Genomic DNA, 24291 nt, shown 5'->3' on the forward strand with positions numbered 1-24291 from the left:
TAACAGCTGCTTTGAGGCGGGGCGATATGTAATATTTCAAAAAAACCGGACAACTAAACAGCAGGCAGCCCTTTCAAAAAAACCTTTGCATAGACAAGCGCTATTTTACGAAACGCCGGTTTTCGCAGGCTCAGGTATTTCAGTGCACGCAGTCCCATCAGCAGGCGTGCATAACAGGCACCTTTTTCTTTTGTCCAGAAGATATACTCATTCTTCAAACTTGCATGCAGCTTTTCTTCTGCGATGGCAGATGCCCCACTACTTGCCGACACATGATGTACTGCCCTTGCTACCGGATTATAAACAATTCTGAATCCTGCTTTTTTGATGTGATAGCACCACTGCACGTCTTCAAAATACATAAAAAAGTCATCGGGCAGTTGTTTGTTGGGGAATATGTCGAGTACCTCTCTGCGCATCAAAAAGAAAGCCCCCCATACCCAGTCGGCATCCACGAGGCTTAGGTGGTCGAAATGCCATCCCAACAGGGATTGCGGTCCCATAAGCTTGTGCAGGCGCAACAGCTCTGTGAGCTCGTAACGCAAGCCGGGAAAGCGCCCCGCTACTTGTTGAATCCGCCCGTCAGGATATACCAACATGGGCGACACCACGCCCACTGCCGGGTTCTGCTGCATGTAGTGAAGCAAAGGGGTAATGGCATCTTCTATGAGCTCTATATCGCTATTGAGCAGTAGTATATAATCACCACGGGCGTGCGCAATGCCCAAGTTATTGCCTTTGGCAAAGCCTACGTTCAGAGGGCTGACAATGAGTTGTATGTGGGGGAAGCGCTCTTTAAACAGCTGCGGCGGGCACTCGGAGGAGTCGTTGTCCACAAGAATAATTTCATAGTCATGCAGGGCGGTGTATTTCAATACACTCTCTATGCACTTGCAAGTGAGGTCAAAGGTGTTGTAATTGACGATAATGATGGAGAGCATGATTTCTATTTTACCAATACTCCAATGCCGGCCCAGCCTTGCTCTTGATTTTCTATAAACTCTTGATGATTCATAAGCGGTTTTAATTTCCTCCCAATAGTTACAGACCGCTACATTCCACGTTTCCGGGTGTTTGGCTATGTCATGAAAAGCTATTATTCCACCTTTGCTTACCAATGGAGCATACTGCTCAAAATCTGTTTTTACTCCTTCATAGCTATGATCACCATCTATAAACAAAAAATCTAACTGATTGCCATTTAAAACCTCTTTGAGCTTGTTGCAATGTTTCCGGGTCGTGAGAGTCCGCTCTAAATAAAATCATTTTTTGTTTTTTGCCTGCAAAAGACCGGTAAAAAGCCTCTTTGTAAGCAGGATAACCTCCACCAAACGCTCCACCGGGCAGATCTATGGAGATGATGGTTGCTTCGGGATGTGCCAGCTTAGAAAAAAGAAAAAGCGAACCACCGTTTGCTGTGCCAATTTCTAATACAAAACGAGGCTTACGTTGCTCTACCAGTTTGCAGAGAGCCAAAATTTCAGATTTCACTTGTTTTATCCAAAAAAACCTCTTCCATCTGGCGCCATAAATCAAGTCAACCAACTGTTCGGCATCTAAACCTTCAGACTCACGCGCCAATAAGGGGGCATATTCGCTTAAGCTCACGTGCGGCGTTCCACTCGTGTATTTTTTGTTTTATGCTTTGTATCCATTTCATGACTTTCGTAATAGTTTATTCCACAAATGCTTGATTCTGGCTACGTTACGATTGTTTTTTAAAAATAACTGAAACTTTGACAAGGGAAACTTAGGGGTCGGTATTCGCTCTATAAGCTCCTCTATGTTTTGAGCCTCACAATACCCCAGTTTGGGCCAAATTTCTGCTTTGGCAGGATGAAAATTATGTAGATACATATAATTGTATTCATCAAGTGCTTTCCAAAGAGCAAAATAGCTCAATCGTCTTTCCTTAGCTTCCAACTCTTCGGATGCATGCCCCCAGTTATTTATTTTGTACAGCAGCTCTTCTTCCCCTCTTGACCAAGTTTCATGAATTACGTAGAAAGGCGTATAGTGATTGAAATGCCCATTTTGCCTTGCCCTCTGATAGTCAGGCACATTGGTAGCCATAGGTATCATTTCGGGGAGCCGGTCGCCGAATTGAACAAACAAATAACCTTTTTGGGTCTTTTTAATAAGAGGTATAAAGGGACAAGATACGTTCAATGGTTTTTCATTGCCGGTGGGGGCAGGATTCAGTTTTTTTAAGTACTCGACAAAGCCGGCAAAATCTAAGAAATATTCATCGGCATCTACTTGAATATGCCAGCCTCCTTTTCCCATTTTTTCTGCTATAAGCGTACGATGCCTATTGCAGTTTTGCCGTGAATTAAGATGAGGCAAAGCAAAGTCATCTTCATAGAGGATAATTTTTTTTTCGGTGTCAATCTCTTCTACGAAGCGATAAAAAGCTTTGTCGTCAAAGGCATATTTTTGCCCCGCCCAAGACCTGCGGTTTTTATCCAGGGCTAAACATATCATATCAGAATGCGGATATACACGAGGCAAAGAGTGAGCAAGTAAATGCCAGTCGTAGGCTACGCAAAAGCCCACTTTTATAACGGCTTTTCTAATGGTCATTTTATTATTCGTTTTAAAACTGCGTTTTCCCAAAAAAATGGCATAATAGCCTTCCAAGCCTCTTGTCCCATAGCAAATGTAGGTGTTGGGGTTGATATCAAGCTTTCTATCTTATTTTTTACAGCTTTGCTATCTATCAAAGAAGAGTTTAAAAAATTGCTTGAATGAATTATGTCTAAAAAATAAGATTTCCACGGACCTCTAATCCATTCCGTGAAAGGTGTTCCAAAACCAGTTTTTACTTTTCTCCAAGTAATTTCTGGCGGCATATAAGCGCTCATTGCATCCCTTAATATTGCTTTTGTAAAGCCGTTTCTATACTTACTCTGCCAAGGCAAAGAAAAACAGTAAGTTACCAATCTGTAATCCATAAAGGGCATCCTTACTTCAACACTTGCCGCCATTGAGTATCTATCGTAATTTCTTAATAATGTTGGCAATATGGTTTTATGAAAAATCTCATACAAGTATTGATTAAACAACCCCATTTTTTGCTTTTTAAGATTTTCTTTGGTATTGAGCCCTATTATTTCTTTTGCATAATGTTTTATTATATTTTTTCTACCCTCGTAGCCATCAATTAGATATTTTAAAGTTTTATTATCTTGAATATTTCTAATTTCTTTATATGTTTTTATGACTTCTTTTATTAATCTGCAGTCAAAAGGCTTTTCTTTTGCTATATTAAACAAGCTATTTCCGTACCCTGAAAGTAATTCATCAGCTCCGTGTCCATCAAGACTTACTGTTATTCCATGATTTTTAATAGCTTTATAGAGTTCTATCATTGGAATAGGTGAAGTAAAATATATTTCTTCAAATAACCAAAGATAATTTTCTAAATTAGCAATTCCTTTTTCTGGATTTATTTCTTGAAAAAAAGCCCTTATACCTAATTTTTCTGTCAATATTTTAGCATAATGAGTTTCATCTAAATCTGTGTTTGGGAAAGTTGCTACAAAAGCGTTTTGCCAATCCTGGGCTGTTCTCTCATTTTTATTTCCTATTTGGCACAAAGCTGCGGTAACAGAACTTGAATCTAAGCCTCCACTCAAAGCTGTTCCTATTTTTACATCTGCTCGCATCCTGATTTTGCAAGCATCAAAGAATAATTCTCTGAATCTATCTACTTGTTTTTCATACTTTTCAGGTAAAATTTCAAGATTATCTAAAGTGTTCCAGTAAGACGTTACATTTACTTTTTTCGCATCTGTATCCACAAAACCATAGTGCCCTGCTGGGAAACGTTTTATGCCTTCAATAAGACAATATGGCGAATGTTCATATTCATAAATATTTTCTAAGCACCATTGAAACTTTGAGCTCAATTTCCTCTCTTTTAAAAAAGGAAAAATAGCTTTCATCTCGGAAGCAAAAATAAATTTATCTTCAGTAAAAGCGTAAAATAGAGGTTTTATTCCAAAGCGATCTCTTGACAAAAAGAGCCTTTTGAGGTGTTTATCCCAAATAGCAAATGCCCACATCCCATTAAATTTCTGAAGGCAAAGAGGCCCCCACTCCTGATATGCGGCTAAGATGACTTCAGTGTCAGTATCAGATATAAACTTATAGCCTTTCAGTTTTAACTCATTTCTAATTTCAATAAAGTTGTAAATTTCTCCGTTAAAAGTGATTACCCATCTATCATTGTATTCCATGGGCTGCCGACCATTTTCCGATAAATCTAGGATAGATAAACGTCTATGTCCTAAAGAAACCACACCCTCTTCACTCCATATCCCAAATCCATCAGGCCCTCTATGTGCTAACTGATTTAGTGCTTGCTCAAAAAAAAATGACTCTGTACTTGGCAAAGTACCCAAAATACCACACATAACATTAGTTTTTTTTGTATTTTAATAGAGCTTTTATTAGAAATTTGAAATTCAGACTTACGGAAGTTATTGTCAAACCACTTTTAATATAGAGATACCACAGTTTCCACCCCAAGTGAGTTGATGTTGTACAAAGGTAGAAAAACTTCTTTCTTAAAAGCTTTTTTATTTCTTGGTTACTTACATATTTATGAGAGACATCCTGAGATTCTATTTTTTTGATTAGTTCAACTAAATCTCTTGCTTTTTGAATATCTAAGGTATCTCTATGGCGAAACATAAGATGTAGTAAGGTTATCTCTCTTTTATTCAATTGTAATTTATTAAAGAAATATTCAATGTATCGTTGCTCTGTTTTTACTAAACTCGCTATTTGCTCTTCTTTGTATTTCTGATAACTAATATTTTTATTGTGTATCCGATATAATAACAGGCATTCTCTAAAATTATAGAACTTTCCAAATTGGGCTAACCTAACCCACAAATCATAATCCTCGGCGGGCATAACCCCATCATAATAAAACAACTTTTTATCTATCAATACAGATTTTCTAATCATCACACTGGGATGTGCTAATGGATTAATATAAAGCATTTTCAGATGTATTTCGTTATTTTCTATGGGCAAGTCTACCACATGTTCCGATTTTCCAAAGCATTTTATTCTACTACCACATAAAACATAATCTTCATTTTTTTCAAGAAATTCTACTTGTTTTTCTAATCTTTCCGGAAGGGCTATATCGTCAGCATCCATTCGTGCAATGTATTTCCCCTTGGCTAAGCGTATTCCTTCATTCAGATGAAAAACATATCCCTTGTTTTCTCCACTATAAACCAATTTAATCCGTGAATCTTTCCGCTGATATTGTTGAATGATTTTTAATGAGTTATCGGTAGAGCCATCATTAAAAATTAAAAATTCAAAGTCGGTAAATGTTTGATTCAGAATGCTCTCTATTGCTTCTGCAAGAAATTTTTCTGCATTATAAACAGGCATAACTACCGACACCAAGGGATGTACTGCACTTATTTCTTCCATATCTTTTTCAAGATAGAGTTTTTCAGGACTTTTAATGCCAATGTTATTCCCAACTCGCCTTTTTCTATCAATTCAGCTCTTAAAGCTTGATACGCTTTTTTTTCATAAAGCTCCGGATGCACAAAATCTATAAAGTCGCTACTCGCACGGTATTTTTTAGCAATGAAGCTGTCTTTATGAGCAACAACAAATATGTTTTGCCGGTACCAGAGTTGTACCTTAGGGTTGGTCCATATTTGTGGGCGAACCAAATCATAGAAGTAAAAGCCATATGATTCAAATTTCTTTTGCCAATAGCTTGGGTATTGTTCATTGATATGCATAAAGCCCCCTTGATAAGGAATAGCTGCCGAAAAGAGAATGATGTCACCATGAGTTGTTAAGCTTTGTACCAACCCATCGGCAGCCTGTTCAGGTAGATGCTCAGCGACTTCTAAACAAAGTACAAGATCATACTTATTTTGTAAATCAAATGGTTGTCGTAAATCCTGCTCTTTAAATTTCTCATAAGGGATGAGTAAGTCATTGGGCGAAAGGTGCTCCCCGTCGAGTCCCAAATAATTTTCAACACCAAGCTTTTCACACACTTTTAACCAACTGCCATTGCCACAACCTACATCTAATACGCTTTTCGGCTTTATCTCTTGAAAAACAATCGGTAAAATCACTTCTGCCGATTGTGTATTATACACGCAAGCGTCATAAGTAAAGGATAGCTTCTTTTGCACTTTTATATTCAAATTTTGATCCATTGCTCCGGTATGATATCGTTTAGGTTTCGATAAAATATAGAATTGCTGGTTACCCACTGCTTGGGTGCAATTACTATTTTATTGGGGTTAGGATTGAGCCAAGCAGCCCACCAGCTAAAAGAGCTGTTTGCGATAATATTATGCTTACAATGCATCATAAGGCTGAAATCTTCCACTGCGTTGGCTTCACCCACATTTTCTACAAAGGTAGTTGGGTAAGGAAACTTCCAATTTGCCTTACACCAGTCTATGTCATTCGAGAAGATAAAAAAGTGAAAGTTTGAAAGGTGTAGTTTGAGCTTTGAAATAGCTTTGTCAAAATAGCTCACCTCCTGAACAGGATGCAGCGGATTGCCTACGTAATCACCCCGCCGGATATGCACACCAATCGCGTTTGGCGTTTGGATAATTTGCCGAAGCAAGTCTTGGCTTTTATCCGAAAGCTGCTGTTTCAATGTAAATTCGCTTCTAATGGTCTCTTCTACCGGTTTGAATTTAAAGTATTTTTCCGACTGGAAATACCCTTCTACAATGGCAGTTTGTTTTATTTTAAGCAAGTTTTTATCGAAATGATAAAAAGGCTCCAGCACATAACTTCTTAAATAATAAGGCAGTAGTTTGTTCTTTATTTTTACTATTGGTTTACGCTGATAATTGTTTAAATAAGTGATTACATTTTCCGTTGCAATGGGAATGGTAGTATTAAAATGATGCAGCTCGTATCGTTTATAACCATTATTCAGTTCAGAAATATCTAAAAACACTTTCTGCCGGTGTAATAGCTGCAAAGATTTCGCAAAAGCATACTGAAACATCTGATTGCCTAAACCGCCCTTTAACCTGACAAGAATCATAGTTTAACACTTCGTTCTTTTAAAAAAAGAATTTATTAGTCTGAACTTCATCCAATACAATGTATTTGTCAAATAGTACCTGTATTTGCCTGTACGATACATTACTTTAATAATATTTAACAATCCCTTAAAAGGATTTTTATAACCTATCTGATAGAACAGATAACCATTAAAAGACTCAAAATAACTATGCTCATCTACTTTTACTCCTAAATACTTATAGAGCATACCGGGAAACTCGAATATCAAACCCTCGTCCATATTTTGGGAGCTAATCCCTTCGGTGGAGTAGTAAGAGATCACTTCATTTAAAAAAAATTTTCTGCTATTGGGGTATCCAAGTAACTTTACAAAAAAAACTATATCAGCATTAATGGAGTACCTTGTATCATATTTACCTAATAAATCAAAAGCCTTTTTACTTATAAAAGCCCCCTGATGATGCACAAATTGTGGTAAAGAAGGCTTCAAACTCAGTACCTCAGCGTTATAAGGTTGCCCGATAGTACTTCCATCAGGGTATTGCACTTTACCATAGATTAAATCAAAGTCGTACCAGTTACACATTTTTACAACTTTATTGAGTACCCCTTCCACTAATCTATCATCGGCTCCCAAGAACAGTAGGAAGCCACCTTTTGCCAAATCTATACCTTTATTCATTGCATCATAAATGCCCCGGTCTTTTTCAGATACGTACTTAACATGTGGGTACTTATGGGCATATTCCGATACAATCTTTATAGTGTTGTCGGTCGAAAGCCCGTCTATAATCCAGTGCTCAAGGTAGGGGTAGTTTTGCTTGGCAACGCTTTACAGACATACCTCTATGGGTCTTCGATGTATTGAAGAAAGGCGTGATGACAGGGACTTTGGATAAGCTCATACTCCCATGCTTTGTTTATTTCTGACAGACATTACTCAAGAAAATAGCATCTGCCCACAAAAGCTGTCCTGTTTCATCAGAATACATATTCATGATACGGTAAAGCTGATAGTCAAACTGCCTTAAGTATAATTCTATATCACTGAATAAGGGCTGGCCCTTATAGATAGGTACAAACTCCACCTCTGTATAAAGAAGACCTATTTTTTGTCTTTTCAGAAGTTCCTCTGCCCCTTTAAGTGCTTCCAATTCACCACCTTGAATATCCATTTTGAGAATATCAATAAAAGATATATCCTTATTTTTACAAAAAGCATCTAAGGTAGTGGTCTTTACTTCTTCTGTTCTTATGGTATGTGTAAGCTCATCTATATTATTGCCAATTTTATTAGAGACAAGTAGAGAGTTGGTCGCTTCAAATTTATTCACATTCAGCATTCCTTTACCATTAGATGAAGACACCGCCAGTTGGTATGGTTCTATACGTGCTTCTTGCTTGGCAAGCTCAGCGGCTTTTTGAAAACTGTCAGAAAAAGGCTCAAAAGCATATACTCGCGCCTTAGGAAATAAAGAAGCATAAAGTAAAGCCGTTTGCCCATCATAGGCCCCTACATCAAAAATAGTATGTACTTGGTTGACGCCTTTGAACTTCTCCATCAACATCTTTTGATAACCAAAGGCATCCATTTCTTTACAGGAATTCTGTTTACGTATTTCGTAACCCAGTGAAAGAAATATTTTTTTAATAACTTCTTTTATCATAACTACTTGTTTCTTAATCTTCGTTCCACAAACTTCGGCTGCTTGGTGGCAATAATATTTACATAAGGGTAGTATGCTCGAAGATTTTCTGGAACTAAGCAATTCTTGGTTGCATTGTAGGTAAACAACTTATAACCATAGTCTACCAATAATTGATAGAGTTCTTTACACGAAAACCCGGCATTTTGAGCATTTTCTTCAGTAAACTCTACTATTAATGTAGGCGCATTTGCTAAGTTTAATAACTCTTTTGCTCCCCTCAGAACAGGTATTTCCCAACCCTCCACATCTATTTTTATCAGAGAAATACTCCCAACACCTTCTTTTTGTAAAAAACTATCTAGCGTAAGCGTCGGTACTATTTCTGAGCCCACAACCTTGCCTGAAGATGGTTTTGCCAAAGAATTCCAAGCATCATAGCCTTCTGACGCTACTTTTAATTCCGCCTGCCCATCCCTACTGGAAAGAGCCATTTGGTGTGCTTGTATATTTTTTAGGTTATTGAGCTCTATGTTTTCCTGCAAACGCCGGTATGCAGTAGATGCCGGCTCAAAAGCTATTACCCTACCGCTCTCACCTACATACTTAGAAGCCAATAAGGAAAACAAACCTATGTTTGCACCTACATCGATAAAAGTATCTTGATGTCTTAAAAATCTTTTCAAAAATAGCAGTTCATCTTGCTCAAAAAGCTCTTTAAATATAAGCTCAGCAACTATGCTGTCTACATAGCAGTACATAAAGATGCCATCGCCTATATTTTTCTTTAAACGCATATTAGGCTTATCACTACAAGCCGTCCATATTTCACTAGCGGCCATTTTCCGGGCTATTTTAGCCGCCTTAGCTTCTACAAACGCCTCAATTTTTTTGTATATAAAGCTATTATGCCATAATTTCTTTATTATGCCCATTTTACATAAAATTTACAAAGGTGTATAGTCCCAGTTAATTAAAGGCATAAGCACCCCTTCATGAATGTACCCATAAGGTTTGTTGAACGTTGGCACACCTGAAGAACAAATCGTTAATTTACAATCGTTATAAACGATCCAACGATAATTATGTATTCCTATCGCAATATTGATTATGTATTCCTTGGGTGACAAAAAGTTGGCGGGAATTCTTGCTAATGCACAGTAAGTCCCAGCTTTTATGGTTTCAAGTTCCTCGTGCCTGTCATCATGAAAACTTCTAAAAATAATTAACCCTTCCAGTGTTTGAAGCTCAAACCCTATTCTTAGTCCTATCACTTCTTTTTTAACTCGATATACAAATTGAAGGCAAATATCCTCACCTGAGTCAAATGCGTTATCAAGGAGGTCGCCAACAGATTTCTGAAATAGTTTTAGGGAAATAATCTCAATAAACTCATCTTGTAATTTTAATAGTTTTTCTATTTGTGTTTTGTTATCATTTTTGATAGTCACTTGGTTCAAATAATTTTTGATAGCGACATCAATATTACCCTGAAACTTCACTTTCCCTTGGTTCATTAAAATACCATAAGAGCACAATGAGTGTACCGCTGCCATATTATGGCTCACAAAGAGTACCGTGCGTCCTTCACTACTTACATCCTGCATTTTGCCAAGGCATCTTTTCTGAAACTCGGCATCACCTACGGAAAGCACCTCATCTACAATTAAGATTTCAGGTTCTAAATGTGCGGCTACTGCAAATGCCAAACGCACATACATACCTGAACTATAACGCTTTACAGGCGTATCAACATATTTCCCTATACCCGAAAACTCCACTATTTCGTCAAACTTCTTACGAATGTCATTCTTAGTCATCCCTAAGATAGCACCATTTAGAAAAATATTTTCTCTGCCCGTAAGCTCAGGATGAAATCCCGTGCCTACCTCTAAAAGGCTTGCTATTCTTCCTTTTATTCTAATTATTCCTTTAGTCGGGGGAGTTACTTTTGAAAGAATTTTCAGTAAAGTAGATTTTCCCGCTCCATTTTCGCCGATTATTCCCACCACTTGCCCTTGTTTCACTTCAAAGTTAATGTCTTGCAAAGCCCACACATATCTTCCTCTAATGTTTTGCCTATCGTTGGTTTCACCTACCTTAAAAAGTGGAGCTTCTTTCCCTTTTATTTTTGCCCAGAAACGCTCTATTTCCTCACGTAAAGAGCTCACCCCTATTACACCCAAGCGATATTGTTTCCATACATTTTCTACTGATAATACAATGTTTGACATCTTCTCTACACTTTTTAGAAAGATAGTTCTAAATTAGAATTTTCAATACCCGTCATCAAACAAAACATTATGCTGTGCATTTTAAATTTTGATTAATAATAAAAATATTTTTTGATGTAAAACTAACAAAAAAGACCTTTAAAAGAAAGTAACGGAATAATGCTATATCAAACAAATGTAAATAACATAATTGGCCATTTCTAGCGACGATGCAGGAAATAATGCTCCAAGGACAACAAGTACTTACCCAGGAACCATGCTCCTACTGCCGACATCAGATGCCACAAAAAGTGTGTTCCCATAGGCAGCCATTCTATTGAAACTTTATCCAATAGGCGAAAACCCAAACTCAAAGATAAAAAAAGACCGGCAATAGCTAAAGAGCGCCATTCCATAAAATGTGTTTTGCGCAAGATACCCCAGGTAGGTAGCAACAAAAAAATGCCACGCAACAGATATTGGGTGTTCATGTACCAGCTCCCCTTCAGTAACCATCCCAAGACAAGCACGAGCAGCAAAAAAACACCTATCACGCCCCACCAATGCACAAGGCGCTGCAACCACACCCGCCAAAAGTACCCGGCCAATGTCAGAGTTAGCAGTAAGGCGGGCAATGCATCCATCCATAAAAACCAGCGCGATACTCTAAATGCATGAAACAGCGTGCTTCCCACGCCATTCAAGAACAAAAGCAAACAGCAAAGAAACAACACGGGGGTTCTTCTCAGGTGCTCTCTGATGCGCAGGAACCAATAAATAGCCGGCACACACAAAGCCAGCGAAGAAATGGCATTCCATGGTTCTATGACCACCTGCTCTGCCACTGCGGTAAGGGTTTCTTGATACATGGGCCCTCCATCCGCCACTATCTGTAGCAGCATATTCTTCCTCGTTTTTGATGAAAATGTGTTAATATTGCAGCATCAATTTAGCACTTGTTAAACAAATCACAAGTTATGATACAGCGCATTCAATCCGTTTTTTTAGCCCTGGCAGGCATCGGCATTCTGTTACTCTTCTACATTCCTCTTTGGACCAAAGCCACCCCACAAGGCGAGCAGGAAGCTACTCTTTACTTGTGGAAGTTTGTGCATACACAAGGGGGTAAAGAAGTCAGCAGCGAAACCATTTATTACTTTGTGCCCTTGGTTTTAGCCTCTGCTGCCCTCTCATTTGGCTCTTTATTCAGCTATACCAACCGTCTCAAGCAAATCAAACTCAATGCCGTGAACTCGTTGGTATTGATGATTCTTGTACTTTGGTCTGTTTATCATGTTATCACAAAATATGAAAAGCTGTTTCTTCCCGAGCAACGCGGGCATTACTATGGCTTCTTTGTCATCATTGCCGTTATGATGTTTATCACGCTCGCCAACCGCTTTATTCGACGGGATGAGCGGCTGGTGCGTTCTGCCGATCGCATCCGGTAAGTGAAGACTTGTTTTTTTCATTGATACTTCATACCTTTGCAGCCGCATCATCGCACATGATGTGAAACCTAAAAAGAAAGGGGGTGTTTAAGCAAGTATGATTAGCGTAACTGTAAAAGAAAACGAATCTATCGACAAGGCACTCAAGCGTTTTAAGAAGAAGCTTGACAAAGCAGGTGTATTGCGCGAGTATCGCTCACGCACTTTCTACGAAAAGCCTTCGGTTAAGAGAAAACGCGAACTGGCTCGTGCCATCTACCGTCAGAAGAAAGCACAAAGCGAACTGCAAGGCTAAGCTTTTTTGCTGAAAGCAGCAATGACAAAAAAGCATTGCGCTTCGCTTTAATTTTTCTATATTGGGGTTAGAAGCAATCCAAGCTTTTAACCCCTTTTTTTATGCAGCTGACAGACAAGTTTCTACAATATCTTGAATACGAAAAGCGCCGAAGCCCACACACTATTGCCTCTTATGCCCACGATTTGGCACAGTTTCGATCCTATGTGGCAGAGATTTATGAAACCGAAGACCTCAGCCAAGTGGATCACAACGCCCTTCGCTCGTGGGTAGTGCACCTCTCCGAACAAGGACTTAAAGCAAGCTCTATCAACCGTAAAATAGCCACCCTCAAGTCTTTTTATAAGTTTTTGCTTAAAAAGGGAATTATAAAGGTCAATCCGGCACTGCGCATCAAGCCGATGAAAACGCCCAAGCGCACGCCCACTTTTGTGGAAGAAGGGGCTATGCAGCAACTGCTCGACGAAATAGAGTTCCCCAACACTTTTGCCGGCATGCGCGATCGCCTGGTGTTGGAGCTTCTTTACCAAACCGGCATGCGCGAATCGGAACTTATTCAACTCAAAGAGCAGGACATAGACTTTCTGCAAAGCACCATAAAGGTAAAAGGTAAAGGCAATAAAGAACGCGTCATTCCCATAAGTACCCACTTGGTGCACCTGCTCAAACAATACTTTGTTTTTAAAAAGAAAAAGTTTGAAAATTCATCCCCATATGTTATCTTAAGCAATAAAGGCGAGCAAGCCTATCCACTGCTTTTATACAGAATCGTGCAAAGGTATTTGACTATGGTCAATCATAAAGAGAAAAAAAGCCCCCATGTTTTACGACATACTTTTGCGACCCATCTATTGAACCGGGGCGCCGAACTCAATGCCATTAAAGATATTCTGGGACATAGCAGCCTAAGTGCTACCCAGATTTACACACACAATTCTTTGGAGCGCCTCAAAGATATCTTTGAGCAGGCGCATCCCAAAGCCTAACTTTCTTTCAGTTCCATGTTTCACTCTTAAACAGTAAGACCTATGAGAGTCAACTTTCAATCCGTTCACTTCAAAGCCGACCAGAAGTTGTTGGACTTTGTGCAAGAGAAGCTCAATAAGCTGGACCGTTTTTACGACCGCATTGTGGATGGCGAAGTGATCTTTCGCTTAGACAAAGGCGAGCACGGCCGGGAAAATAAAGTAGTAGAAATAAAACTCAATGCTCCGGGGCATTCGCTCTTTTCTAAAAGCATCAATACCAGCTTTGAGGCAGCTGCCGTGGAAGTGGTAGAAAACCTGCGGCGTCAAATTCTTAAGCTAAAAGAAAAAGAGACTACTCATTAAGAAGCAAAAAGTAAATAAAAACAGCAAAGGCGGGTTCATAAGCCCGCCTTTTTGCATATCTGCTACTATTGAAGCATTGCAAAAGCCGCCTGCACCTCTTGTCTGTCATCGAAAGGATGCTTTACCCCCTCTATTTCTTGATAGGGTTCGTGCCCTTTGCCCGCCACCAAAACAATATCTCCTCTTTGTGCCATTTGTATAGCCTCACGAATGGCTGCCCTGCGCTCCTCTATAACGATTACTTTCTTTCTGTCGGCTACGCCCACGCCTTCGAGCATATCCCGGATGATGTCCATGGGTTGTTCGTAGCGGGGGTTGTCGGAAGTAAAGATGGCGTAATCGCTCATTTGCGCTGCCATTGCCCCCATGAGCGGGCGCTTGCCCTTGTCTCTATTTCCGCCACACCCCACTACCGTAATAATACGCTGTCCGGGAACGCGCAACTCCCGGATGGTTTGCAACACATTGGCAAGAGCATCCGGAGTGTGGGCATAATCTACAATGGCTGTTATTCCATTGCTTTCAAACGTCTCGAAACGCCCCGGTGCGCCTTTCAATCCGGAAAGTGTTTCAATAACAACATCTATAGGCTCGCCCAAAGCAACCGCCGTTCCTGTTACTGCTGTCAGGTTATAAGCATTGAAAGCGCCTGTTAAGCGAAACCAAGCCTCTATGCCGTTGATTTCCATATGAAGCCCTTCGATGGTGTTTTCCAATATACGCCCTTTGAAGTCGGCCGGGCGCTTTAAGGCAAAGAACAGGCGCTGCGCACGTGTGTTTTGAAGCATATACTCGCCCCGTTTGTCATCCCGGTTGCTCAGGGCAAAAGCCCCGGCAGGCAAGTCGTTGAAAAGACGCTGCTTTGCCCGGATATAAGCTTCAAAGGTTTTGTGGTAGTCCAGATGGTCACGGCTGATGTTGGTAAAAACTCCACCGGTAAAATGTAAGCCGGCCACCCGCCTTTGGTCCAAGGCATGCGAGCTCACCTCCATGAATACGTGCGTACAGCCGGCCTGCTGCATCCTTGCCAACAAAGCCTGCACCGAAAGCGCATCGGGGGTGGTATGAGTAGCCGGCAACTCTTCTTCTCCAATACGGTTGACTACTGTTGAAATGAGCCCCACCCGGTAACCCATAGCCATAAACAAGCGGTAAAGCAGCGTAGCCGTCGTTGTTTTGCCATTGGTGCCGGTTATTCCTACCACTTTCAGCTTTTCGGAAGGGCGCCCATAAAAATTGGCAGCCAGTAGTCCCAGGGCTTCTGCCGAATCTTCTACCTGAACATAAGTTACCGACGGATGCAGCTCTGCCGGCAGTGCCTCGCACACCACCGCACGCGCACCGGCCGCCAACGCTTGCCCTATGTATTGATGCCCATCGGTTTGGGTACCGCGCACCGCCACAAAGAGGGCACCGGGCAACACCTTCCTCGAGTCAAAGGCAAGGTCAGCCACCGGCACATGCATGTCGCCCGTGGCTGATATTATCTTTATGCCATAAAGAAGCTCACTAAGTACGTGTGTCATAATCTCTGTTCGTTCAATAACCAAACAAGGAAGGTAAAATTATAGAAAAAAAATGAGGGCAGACAGGCTGCCCTCTTCTTTTATTGTTCAAAACCAAGGCGGCATACACTTATTGCACAAGCAACTTGAGCACACTCTGCTCGCCTTTTTCATTTTCTACCTTCAACACATAAGTGCCTTGGCGGATAGACTCCGGCAATTGGATCCATTCCACTTGAGCGGCACGGCGTGTATCTTTCCACAACAACTTGCCGTCCAGGCTCCATAGTTGTAGCCGGAGCATTTGCCCTGTCGCTTGTCCCACATTCATGCGGAGCATGTAGTCTTTCACCGGGTTGGGATAAATGGCTATTCCTAATTGATTTACTTCTTCTACCCCCAAGGGATCTTTGAGTTCCACCATTACTTCTTGTCCATTCTTATCCTTATTAGACAAGTGTGCACATATTACCGAGTTGTCAATATCTGCTTGGATATCGCTCACATTACTCTTGCCCGACAAATACGTTTCGATGGTCTGCGTATTGCCCTTGTCGTAAGACACTCCCCAAACTGTATAGCTGCCTTGGGGCAAACCGGTCCAGTCGAAGTTACCGGTAGGTTCTACTGCCAGTATTTCATAAGGAGCCTCTGCGGCAGTTAGCAGGTAAGTGTAGTTGTAACCGGTGCCGGGGTTGCTGTTGGCTGCATTCGTACCCAAGTAGTTGTGTTGAAAAGCGGGCAAGTCGCCACCCACATATGCATTGCTCGGCTCCGGCAGGCGGAATAATATAACCTGCATTGGCACGGCAAGCCGGCGGCACATCAAAAGCAGCGGTGCCATCACTACGGCTATTGCTACTGCCTTGTGAAGCGCTCCAACCCAAGCCTCTGCGGGCAAATACGTCCCATATTATTTGCTCGTGCGCTCCGTTATAGAGCACTTTGTCTGCGGCTAAGATGGCATCACGCCCATCCACAAAACCGGGATTGCAAGGCTGCATTTTAAGCGCTTCCACCACCAGCTTCAATACTTTGTTGTTTCCGCCATTGCCGTTTATCAAGTCCGAATCAAAACCATATAAATCGATAAACTTCCAGGTTAAATCCCAAAGCATGGTTGCCCATACAAAACCAACGCCATGCGGCACCGAAAGCCCCTGATTCGGCAAGTCGGCATAAGTGAATCCGTTCACGCTCATGTCGGTGGTATAAGGCGCCGGGCGAATGCCTACGCCTGTTGTAGGCTGCCCCGCAGCAAAGGTACCGATACCGCGCGGGTCAGTGGCTGTATCGCCGGCTTTCATGGTCAGCATCAAGGCAAACCAATCACTCCAGCCTTCTCCCATTTGCTCTTCGTTGTTGAGACAAGAAGAAACAGCAGCGCCACCGGTCAAACGTGTGGAAATACCATGCCCATACTCATGCACGATAATGCCATTGTCGAGGTCGCTATCTAAGGCACGCGCATCATACCGTATGGTGGCCGTAACCGTTTGGTTATTGCTTAGAGCTGTTTTGATGGCATCTCCATCTGATTTCTTTATCATCACAACCGGTATGTTGATAGTAGCATCTTCGCCACCCATGCTAAGCAAAGCATCTTCATAGTTGGCAACAATGACTGCCACTGCGCCCGCATTTTGCGCGTTTTTTACTTTGGTTACAAAAGTACATGCCCCACGGTCAATCAACACAATCTTACCGCTTACATTATTTACCAAAGGACTGCAAGCGTTCGTGGTGGTATCCACACCATCATCAGCCAATACGACCTCGGCTGTAATAGGTGCGGACAGCTCACTTAGCTGCTTACCAAACTGGGCGCGCGAAGTTTGTTTTTCGCCGGCAATAGAAGCCGGTGCCGTAATTTCTACATCATAAACATTACCTACCCACAAGTACATTTGCATGCGAGGTGAAGTGCCATCCGGGGGGGTGGCAAAATTGGCATTGTTGGTGCCGGAGCCGTCCTGTGCTTCTGCATTCACAGCATCGCCGGCTTGCCCGCCACGCCCGTAGTTGTTTTGCTGAAAGTTACCACTCACTTCATCGAAGCCGTAGTGGTAAAAGACGTCGTGAATAATATTATTCCAATAAAACAAATTGGTAATAACAGCATCTTGAAACAAGTCGGGACGTTGCTGTCCCATATCCAGCGGAAAGTCGAAATTCAGGGAAGCACCACCATCCGGGCTGTATCCCGGAGCGTTATCTGCATTGCTATCTTCATAAGCGTACACATTGTTGCCGCGGGTGATGGTATATTCTGCCCCCGCAGCACCGTTTACGTCGTGCCATCCATAAGGCGAGGCAGTGGGATCTGCCGGGTCGGTCACCAGGGAACGGGAACCATGGTTGGGGCTTTCCAAAGGCAAAGCAAACACATTGTATTTGGCTCCATCACCTTTCTTCTTGACTGTAGCCTGTTCTTGGCGAACCGGTGCAGCAGAGCGTCGGTTGCTGTGTTCCAAACAGAGTTCCCAATGGTCGTGCGCCGCCCAGTCGAAACGCTGCACCATGTCGCCATTCGAAGCATCTACCAACACCTCCCACCAATGAGCATGATTTGCCGAAGGCGCCGCTCCGGCCCATACCAAGCGCAAACTGCCGTCTTCTTCTTGCCACCAGAAACGCCGCAAAACTGACCGGACGCCGGTTTTCTCTTGGCGATACACCACAAATTCGCCATTGCCACGGTGCTCCCCGGCAGTCTCCCAACCACCGGTATCAGCTTCGGCATATTGCAGTATTTTAGCAAAAGCAGCAGCGGCATCGAGGGCAGCTGCTTTGGTAGCCTGTACATTCTTCAGGTCAGTAGGATCACCGGCAGCATGCAATAATTCCCCCTTGCGGAAAACAGCCGTTACATGCTGATTAAAAACGGGAATTCCCTGATACATACGACGAAAGTACCAATACTCCACGCCGTTATTTTCGAAATGATGCGTCACTTCCCAGTCTTGGGCAGATGTAGAAAGCCGGAAATGCCCATTCAATTGCTCCACCCGTGTGGAAGGCAGCTGCTGCGCACTCAACGAAGCAAGCAAAGTGAGCAGCAAACCGAGTGATAGTAGTACAATTTTTCTCATGTGTCTAAATTTTTGAAAGAATATTTTGTCAGTGCAAAGGTAAGGGTTAGATTCAAAAAATTAAAAACCAACTATACACGAAATTGTTCAGGTAAGTATATACGCTTCCAAAAGAAGAGCGCAAACACATAAAGCACTGCAACAGAGCATACAAACAAGCCGGCAGGAACCCACATGCTATAGTACCAAACAGGCGAAAAGTAGGCAAAATACTCTTGAATCCACCGCGTTTCCACTTCATATTGCACCCAAATCACCAACAGCAAAGCCAGGCAAGCAAGCACAAAAGGTATTTTCAGCTCCTGCCGGAGGAAATCATATACCGAAGCCCCCAATAAGCGGTAAAGCGCTGCGCTGCGCTGCCGTAACCCTATCCACTGACGGATGCCAATCCATGCCGTAAGCAAGAAGCCGGGAATCATGGCTGCCCAAGCCAAAGCCAGAAGGCGCACCAGCACCCGCTCATAGTTGTACTGTTGCCGCACTAAATCATATTGTTTTTCTTCGATAAACGGCACGGCGGGAAGTGTTTGAGCAAGCAGCCGGTGAATGGCTTGTAAATGTTTTTTGCTCACTTCTTCCTTCAAGCGTATCAATATGCTGCCTATGCGTCCATCGCCTTTGAGCCACACCATCGGCACAACGGGACGGTGCAGGCTCTCGAAGTGAAAGTTACGCACTACACCTATGATTTTTGCAGGCAGTGGCTTGCCCGTGCTGTCGGTTACAAAGGCGAGGGCTGCCCCATTGAGCTGTTTGTAGCCCTCTTCATTTACCATTAAGGTGGTCCGCACATCGTCCTCCGGCTTGAAGTAGCGCCCCCGCAGCAAAGTCACGCCCAAGGCGTCGGGCGCATTCTCCATGACCATCATGCGTCCCCATAATAACGATTGCCACACCCCGGGCTTTTGTCCCTGTTTATACACTATCAACTGCGGCAGCAGCAGGTCCGAAGGCACCTCCAGCACACGCCCTACCGAGCGCACGAAGGGCAACTCCAACAGTGCCTTTTGTGCCTCTTGCAATTGACCGGCTTGCACGCCGTATTGTGGCAGGCGCACCAACACCAAAGCACGAGTATCGTATCCCAAAGGATGCCGTTCCACATAAGCAAGCTGCTGCAGCATTAACCCCAGAATGCCCCCCGCAGAAAGAAATAGCAGTAACTGCCCCCAAAGAGGCAGCCATAATATTCTTGCCGGCCGTAAAGAAAAAGCCGGGCGTTGCGGTTGGCGGTAAACAGGCAAAAAGCGCACACGCTGCCTTGCCCCTATCCAAAAACTAAACATGCAAGCGCCGGCGCAAGCCATCCAAAGTTCAAACGGACTTTCTTTCATGAAAGAAGCCATGCGCGGCAACATAAACCAGCGCTCATAGGGTAACCACTCGTGCAATACACCGGCAAGTAGCACCACGCCCCCCCAAGCAGTAAATACATACAAGAGATAACGCCCGTACAGTAGCACCGGCATTTCGCCGGATACCCAACGCACAAACCACTCTTTCCGGTGCATCATCCAGCGCATCCTGAGCCAAAGGGCATAATAAAAAGCCGTTACTGCGAAAAGAAACGAAGCCACTGCCAATACGGCTTGGGGCAATACGCGAGGCAAGCTGTCGCCCATTGCCAGCTCTTCTTCGGGCATGTCCCAGGTCTTCAGATGCAAACGGTCAATAGCTGTCAATTCAAAATACAGGGCTTTGTACTCGTTATAATGCACGCTCAGAGAATCGGTAATGCGCTTCTCCCAATATTGCTCTGCTTCGGAAGTCAAAGACGCCGGCATTTTTACATACACGTAGCGCCAAGAGAGTTGCTGACGGCGTGTCAATGGTGCCCCTAACAAAAGGGCATCTATTTGTAAATGAGTTTGAGAAGATAAAGGCAGGCGCCCTTCATATTGATACACACCGTCAAAAAAAAGCGCCGATGCAGAGCGCACCTCGAGGCTGTCTGCCTGCTTTTCTGTTTCAAGTGCCCGGGCTACGGAATCGCTTAACCAAGCCACCGCTTGATTGGCTTCAAAATGCTTATCAACGGGCAGTTGAAACACACGAAAAAAAGAAGCGTCTGATAAGAAAACATATTTAGAGAAACGGTATTTCCCTTTATGACTCAAAATTGCCCCTTCGGTAGGCAGCAGATAGGTGCACCCCTCCAGAGCATCTTCAAAGAAAAACGACAGCCATTCGTTGGTGCCGGGCGGTGCTGCTGCCAAATAGCGGCGCCCTTGTTCCGTATCGAAAGAAGCACTCAAACGGTAGATACGCTCGTATCCGGGCAACTCCCGCTCGTACTCGTGATGATATTGCCAAAACTGAATGGCTACCGTCAGCAACAAAAGATGAAAAGCAAGCAAAGTGGAAGGCAACCACCATGAGCCGGAAAACGGAAATATGAATGCAGCTATACGCATCATGTCAAAGACGGGTGTTTATAAAAATGCAGAAAATAGCATCCTGCAAATTAGTAACATCCTTGTATCTTTGCTTATTGTAAGCGAAACGGACGCAAAAGAAAAATACCATGACCACTCTTGACAGAACACAAGCACCGCCCATCTTTCAAATAGACAGCATAAACATTCTTCTTCCCGAAAAGAAGTTACTTTCCAATGGCATTCCCGTTTATTTGGTTATAGATGAAAGCAGCGAGCTTGTTTATTTCCAACTCATTGTACAAGGCGGAAACTGTGCCGGCACACACGTGGCACAAGCACAGCTGCACAGCCGTATGCTGTTGGAAGGAAGCAAGCAGTACACCGCAGAGCAAATCAACGAACTCATCGACTACCATGGTGCCAACATAGGATATAGCAGCTACACTACCTACGGCCAACTGTCAGTGAGTGCCCTTGCCGGACACCTGCCTGCTCTTATCCCCATGTTGCACGACAGCCTTGCCCATGCCACCTTTCCTTCCGACCGCTTCGACCTTCAGAAAAAACGCTTTCAACAAAGCTTCATTACCGCTCTGGAGAAAAACAGCCACGTAGCTGCCCGTGCTTTCAAAAAAGCGGTCTTTGGTGACAACCACCCCTATGGGCGATTGACAGAATTACAAGATATCGAGCAAACCACTGAAAATGATCTGCACGACTACCACCAACGTCAGATACATGCCGGCAATATGATGGTGGTAGCAGCAGGCGCACAAGAAGCCTTCATCATGGAACAACTCGAGCGCCTTTTGGGCAGCCTGCCTGTCAAGTCGCCTTTTTCTCATCATCCAACAAGCGACACGCCGGCACCTAAAGCATGCCACCTGGAAGGTCCTCAACACCTGCAATCGAGCATTTATGCCGGCCGTGTGTTGCCTTCCCCGCAACACCCCGACTATCACAAGCTGGTAGTTACCGACACACTTCTGGGCGGTTATTTCGGCTCACGTCTTATGCAGAACTTGCGCGAAGATAAGGGCTACACCTATGGTGTGCATAGCTATATTCAAGAGTTTCCGGATTTGTCTTTGCATACTATTGCTACCGAAGTGGGCGCCCAACACACCCGGGACGCTTTGCGTGAGATACGCCACGAACTCCTGCGTTTGAGTGAAGTGCCTCCGTCCATTGAAGAAGTGCATACCGTGCAACTGCACCTCATCAGTCAATTCATCAACAGCTTTTCCAACATGTTCCGGCGTGTCGATACATTTGCCCGTCTGCTAAAGCAAGGCAGCCCCTTCGATTCGCTCACTCAATACTTGAAGCGCATCCGGGCGGTACTGCCCGAAGAAGTGCAGCAAGCTGCTGCTTCCTACTTTTTGCCGGATATGCTTCACTGGATAAGTGTAGGACCGGATGAGCAAGCATAGCCGTAGTTTTCACCGTTTGGCGCCCCTCTACGACGGACTCATGCGGGTTGCTTTCCTGGGAAATATCGAACGCGCCCAACGGGCGCTCATCCCTCACCTGCCGCCTCACAGCCGCCTGGCACTGGTAGGGGGCGGTACGGGGCAAATACTGCCGGCGCTGCTGTCGCATCTACAGCACGGACACGTACACTACATAGAGTGTGCGCCGGGCATGATGCAACGTGCCCGGCAACATGCCGAAGGACACTCCAATATCTCTTTTTATTTACAAGAAGCAGAAAATGTATTGCCTGCTCTTCCGGTAGATGCCATATGGCTTCCTTTTGTTATTGACCTCTATTCCCCCGAAGAAGCCCGGCAATTCATGCAACTCATACGCCGGTGCCTTCCTGCCGGGGGGCTACTGCTTCTCACAGACTACTGTTGTCTCAATAGCCTGCACCAAACTATGTTGCGGTGCATGTACTTTGTTTGCCGCCTGCTTTTACCTTTGCCCGGCAGTTATGTTTGGCATTATTTTGAATGCTTGGAATGGCAACCGGTTCAAATTCTTCAACAATATGATTTCTTTGGCTCCTTTATTCGTTCAGTGGTGGCGCGCCTGCCTTAGTGTGTGCACCTTGTGGATAGCGTTCGTGAACACGGCAGTTGCGCAACAAAGTGTAGCCCCTGCCGTGCCTGCCCAAATACATTTGATGGATTTGGACATTGAATTTGACCAAGATGCCCGGCAGCAAATACAAAAAGAAGTGGACAAGCTGTGGGCAAACCAGTACTATCTCGAGCGTCTTGCCGAAAAAGCCCGCATGCATTTTCCTCTCATTGAGGATATATTGAAAGAAGAGCAAGTGCCTTTAGATTTGAAGTACCTGGCGGTGCAAGAAAGTAGCCTGCGCGGCAATGCCGTTTCATCTGCCCAAGCGGTAGGCTACTGGCAAATGAAAGAAGCAGCAGCACGCGAAGTAGGACTACGCATAGACGACTCAATAGATGAACGCATGCACCTGGTGCATGCTACCCGGGGGGCTGCACGCTATTTGAAAAAGCACTATGCGCTTTATCGAAACTGGGCATATGCCGTCATTGCCTATTATACCGGGGCATTTGGCGCCAAACCCTATACCGATGCCCGTTATTATGGTGCAAATGCAATGAAAATACGGGGCGATACACACTGGTATCTGCTTCGCTTTATTGCACACAAAATTGCTTTGGAAGAGCTCGTCGGGGCACAAGCAGCCGAGCCCGTTTTAACGGCCGTAGCGTGGGCACCGGACCAAGTCCCCCGCCGGTGGGAAGCGCTCGCCCCCTACTTTCAAACCGACGCCGAGACCCTTGCACACCATAATCCATGGTTGAAACAAAGCACACTTCCCGGCGATGACACCTATTTATTGATTGTACCTTTGCGCAACGAGCAAATAGCACAACTGGAGGTGGTTTATCCCCGCACTTCGTCTTCCACTCCTACAGCCATACCCGCTACCGGCGGCTTTGCACAACGAAAAATCGTTACCATCAACGGCATGACCGCCGTCATCGCTCAAGAAAACGATACAGCCGAATCATTGGCACGCTTGGGCGGCATTTCCGTGGATGATTTTTATGCATACAACGACCTGCCGGAAGGCGCAGCCATCCAAGCTAATATTCCTTACTTTTTCACTAAAAAACGAAAAAAAACAGAGCAACTGTACCATATTGTTCAAGGAAATGAAAGCCTATGGAAAATATCGCAGCAGTATGGCGTGCGTTACAAGAAGCTGCTGAAACGCAACCGGATGAAAAAAGATGAGCCGCTACAAAAAGGACGAGTCATCTGGTTGCGCTACAAGCGTCCCCGCCATGTACCAATAGAGGTGCGAGAGTAAAAAAAGCCCAAAGGTAAAAGCAGTAA

22 protein-coding genes and 1 pseudogene are annotated in these 24291 nt (G+C 43.8%); 7 read left to right on the forward strand and 16 right to left on the reverse strand.

The features are described from left to right. Positions 1 to 53 precede the first annotated feature (53 nt). From QVE43_RS02815 to QVE43_RS02870, 12 genes and pseudogenes are all read right to left on the reverse strand, one after another. Entirely contained in the window at positions 54 to 1181 is a 1128-nt protein-coding gene (locus QVE43_RS02815) for a glycosyltransferase (RefSeq protein WP_288004185.1), read from the reverse strand. After that, positions 1165 to 1608: a hypothetical protein gene (locus QVE43_RS02820; protein ID WP_288004186.1), complete on the reverse strand. Its 444-nt coding sequence runs from the start codon at positions 1606 to 1608 to the stop codon at positions 1165 to 1167. The genes QVE43_RS02815 and QVE43_RS02820 overlap by 17 nt, the downstream gene beginning before the upstream one ends. A gap of 48 nt (positions 1609 to 1656) precedes the next feature. Beyond that, positions 1657 to 2583 carry a hypothetical protein gene (locus QVE43_RS02825; protein ID WP_288004187.1) on the reverse strand — a complete coding sequence of 309 codons (927 nt, stop codon included), beginning with the start codon at positions 2581 to 2583 and terminating at the stop codon, positions 1657 to 1659. After that, a complete protein-coding gene (asnB, locus tag QVE43_RS02830; RefSeq protein ID WP_288004188.1) occupies positions 2580 to 4418 on the reverse strand; it encodes an asparagine synthase (glutamine-hydrolyzing) in 1839 nt (612 codons plus the stop codon). Before asnB ends, QVE43_RS02825 begins: the two co-directional genes overlap by 4 nt. A 4-nt stretch (positions 4419 to 4422) precedes the next feature. Further along, positions 4423 to 5460 carry a glycosyltransferase family A protein gene (locus tag QVE43_RS02835; RefSeq protein ID WP_288004189.1) on the reverse strand — a complete coding sequence of 346 codons (1038 nt, stop codon included), beginning with the start codon at positions 5458 to 5460 and terminating at the stop codon, positions 4423 to 4425. Continuing rightward, positions 5448 to 6212 carry a bifunctional 2-polyprenyl-6-hydroxyphenol methylase/3-demethylubiquinol 3-O-methyltransferase UbiG gene (locus QVE43_RS02840; protein WP_288004190.1) on the reverse strand — a complete coding sequence of 255 codons (765 nt, stop codon included), beginning with the start codon at positions 6210 to 6212 and terminating at the stop codon, positions 5448 to 5450. The genes QVE43_RS02835 and QVE43_RS02840 overlap by 13 nt, the downstream gene beginning before the upstream one ends. Further along, positions 6197 to 7066, reverse strand: coding sequence for an alpha-1,2-fucosyltransferase (locus QVE43_RS02845; protein ID WP_288004191.1), 870 nt, complete (start codon positions 7064 to 7066; stop codon positions 6197 to 6199). The genes QVE43_RS02840 and QVE43_RS02845 overlap by 16 nt, the downstream gene beginning before the upstream one ends. A 3-nt stretch (positions 7067 to 7069) precedes the next feature. Next, a pseudogene (locus QVE43_RS02850) lies at positions 7070 to 7867 on the reverse strand (glycosyltransferase); the annotation flags it as partial. A gap of 100 nt (positions 7868 to 7967) precedes the next feature. Next, positions 7968 to 8714: an FkbM family methyltransferase gene (locus QVE43_RS02855; protein WP_288004192.1), complete on the reverse strand. Its 747-nt coding sequence runs from the start codon at positions 8712 to 8714 to the stop codon at positions 7968 to 7970. 2 nt (positions 8715 to 8716) lie between these two features. Next, entirely contained in the window at positions 8717 to 9628 is a 912-nt protein-coding gene (locus tag QVE43_RS02860) for an FkbM family methyltransferase (protein ID WP_288004193.1), read from the reverse strand. Between the two features lie 12 nt (positions 9629 to 9640). Further along, positions 9641 to 10927, reverse strand: a complete 1287-nt coding sequence (locus QVE43_RS02865) for an ABC transporter ATP-binding protein (protein ID WP_288004194.1) — start codon at positions 10925 to 10927, stop codon at positions 9641 to 9643. Positions 10928 to 11127: 200 nt separating this feature from the next. Then, positions 11128 to 11808, reverse strand: a complete 681-nt coding sequence (locus QVE43_RS02870; RefSeq protein ID WP_288004195.1) for a hypothetical protein — start codon at positions 11806 to 11808, stop codon at positions 11128 to 11130. A 75-nt stretch (positions 11809 to 11883) separates the two neighbouring features. Between QVE43_RS02870 and QVE43_RS02875 the strand changes: the two genes are divergently transcribed. The 4 genes from QVE43_RS02875 (at position 11884) to hpf (ending at position 13983) form a co-directional block, all read left to right on the forward strand. After that, positions 11884 to 12357 carry a DUF4293 domain-containing protein gene (locus tag QVE43_RS02875; RefSeq protein ID WP_288004196.1) on the forward strand — a complete coding sequence of 158 codons (474 nt, stop codon included), beginning with the start codon at positions 11884 to 11886 and terminating at the stop codon, positions 12355 to 12357. A 97-nt stretch (positions 12358 to 12454) separates the two neighbouring features. After that, positions 12455 to 12652: a 30S ribosomal protein S21 gene (rpsU, locus tag QVE43_RS02880; protein WP_288004197.1), complete on the forward strand. Its 198-nt coding sequence runs from the start codon at positions 12455 to 12457 to the stop codon at positions 12650 to 12652. A gap of 101 nt (positions 12653 to 12753) precedes the next feature. Beyond that, positions 12754 to 13638, forward strand: a complete 885-nt coding sequence (locus QVE43_RS02885) for a tyrosine-type recombinase/integrase (RefSeq protein ID WP_308445291.1) — start codon at positions 12754 to 12756, stop codon at positions 13636 to 13638. A 42-nt stretch (positions 13639 to 13680) separates the two neighbouring features. After that, positions 13681 to 13983, forward strand: coding sequence for a ribosome hibernation-promoting factor, HPF/YfiA family (hpf, locus tag QVE43_RS02890; protein ID WP_038029186.1), 303 nt, complete (start codon positions 13681 to 13683; stop codon positions 13981 to 13983). Positions 13984 to 14048: 65 nt separating this feature from the next. On the opposite strand, the gene QVE43_RS02895 is transcribed toward hpf, so the two are convergent. The 4 genes from QVE43_RS02895 to QVE43_RS02910 form a co-directional block, all read right to left on the reverse strand. Continuing rightward, positions 14049 to 15509, reverse strand: coding sequence for a UDP-N-acetylmuramoyl-L-alanyl-D-glutamate--2,6-diaminopimelate ligase (locus QVE43_RS02895; protein WP_288004198.1), 1461 nt, complete (start codon positions 15507 to 15509; stop codon positions 14049 to 14051). Positions 15510 to 15618: 109 nt separating this feature from the next. Next, the gene (locus QVE43_RS02900) at positions 15619 to 16209 is read right to left on the reverse strand and encodes a T9SS type A sorting domain-containing protein (RefSeq protein ID WP_288004199.1); all 591 of its coding nucleotides are present in this window, start codon (positions 16207 to 16209) and stop codon (positions 15619 to 15621) included. After that, positions 16127 to 18580 carry a T9SS-dependent M36 family metallopeptidase gene (locus QVE43_RS02905; RefSeq protein ID WP_288004200.1) on the reverse strand — a complete coding sequence of 818 codons (2454 nt, stop codon included), beginning with the start codon at positions 18578 to 18580 and terminating at the stop codon, positions 16127 to 16129. The genes QVE43_RS02900 and QVE43_RS02905 overlap by 83 nt, the downstream gene beginning before the upstream one ends. Positions 18581 to 18651: 71 nt before the next feature. Beyond that, positions 18652 to 21000, reverse strand: coding sequence for a hypothetical protein (locus QVE43_RS02910; protein ID WP_288004201.1), 2349 nt, complete (start codon positions 20998 to 21000; stop codon positions 18652 to 18654). A gap of 107 nt (positions 21001 to 21107) precedes the next feature. On the opposite strand from QVE43_RS02910, the gene QVE43_RS02915 reads away from it, so the two are divergent. From QVE43_RS02915 to QVE43_RS02925, 3 genes are read left to right on the forward strand one after another with little or no spacing between them, the layout of a single operon-like run. Further along, the gene (locus QVE43_RS02915; RefSeq protein ID WP_288004202.1) at positions 21108 to 22394 is read left to right on the forward strand and encodes a pitrilysin family protein; all 1287 of its coding nucleotides are present in this window, start codon (positions 21108 to 21110) and stop codon (positions 22392 to 22394) included. Beyond that, positions 22381 to 23004 carry a class I SAM-dependent methyltransferase gene (locus QVE43_RS02920; protein ID WP_288004203.1) on the forward strand — a complete coding sequence of 208 codons (624 nt, stop codon included), beginning with the start codon at positions 22381 to 22383 and terminating at the stop codon, positions 23002 to 23004. Before QVE43_RS02915 ends, QVE43_RS02920 begins: the two co-directional genes overlap by 14 nt. Beyond that, entirely contained in the window at positions 22955 to 24265 is a 1311-nt protein-coding gene (locus QVE43_RS02925; RefSeq protein WP_288004204.1) for a transglycosylase SLT domain-containing protein, read from the forward strand. Before QVE43_RS02920 ends, QVE43_RS02925 begins: the two co-directional genes overlap by 50 nt. Positions 24266 to 24291 lie beyond the last annotated feature (26 nt).

This window comes from Thermonema sp. (assembly GCF_026003375.1).
Lineage (GTDB): Bacteria > Bacteroidota > Bacteroidia > Cytophagales > Thermonemataceae > Thermonema > Thermonema rossianum.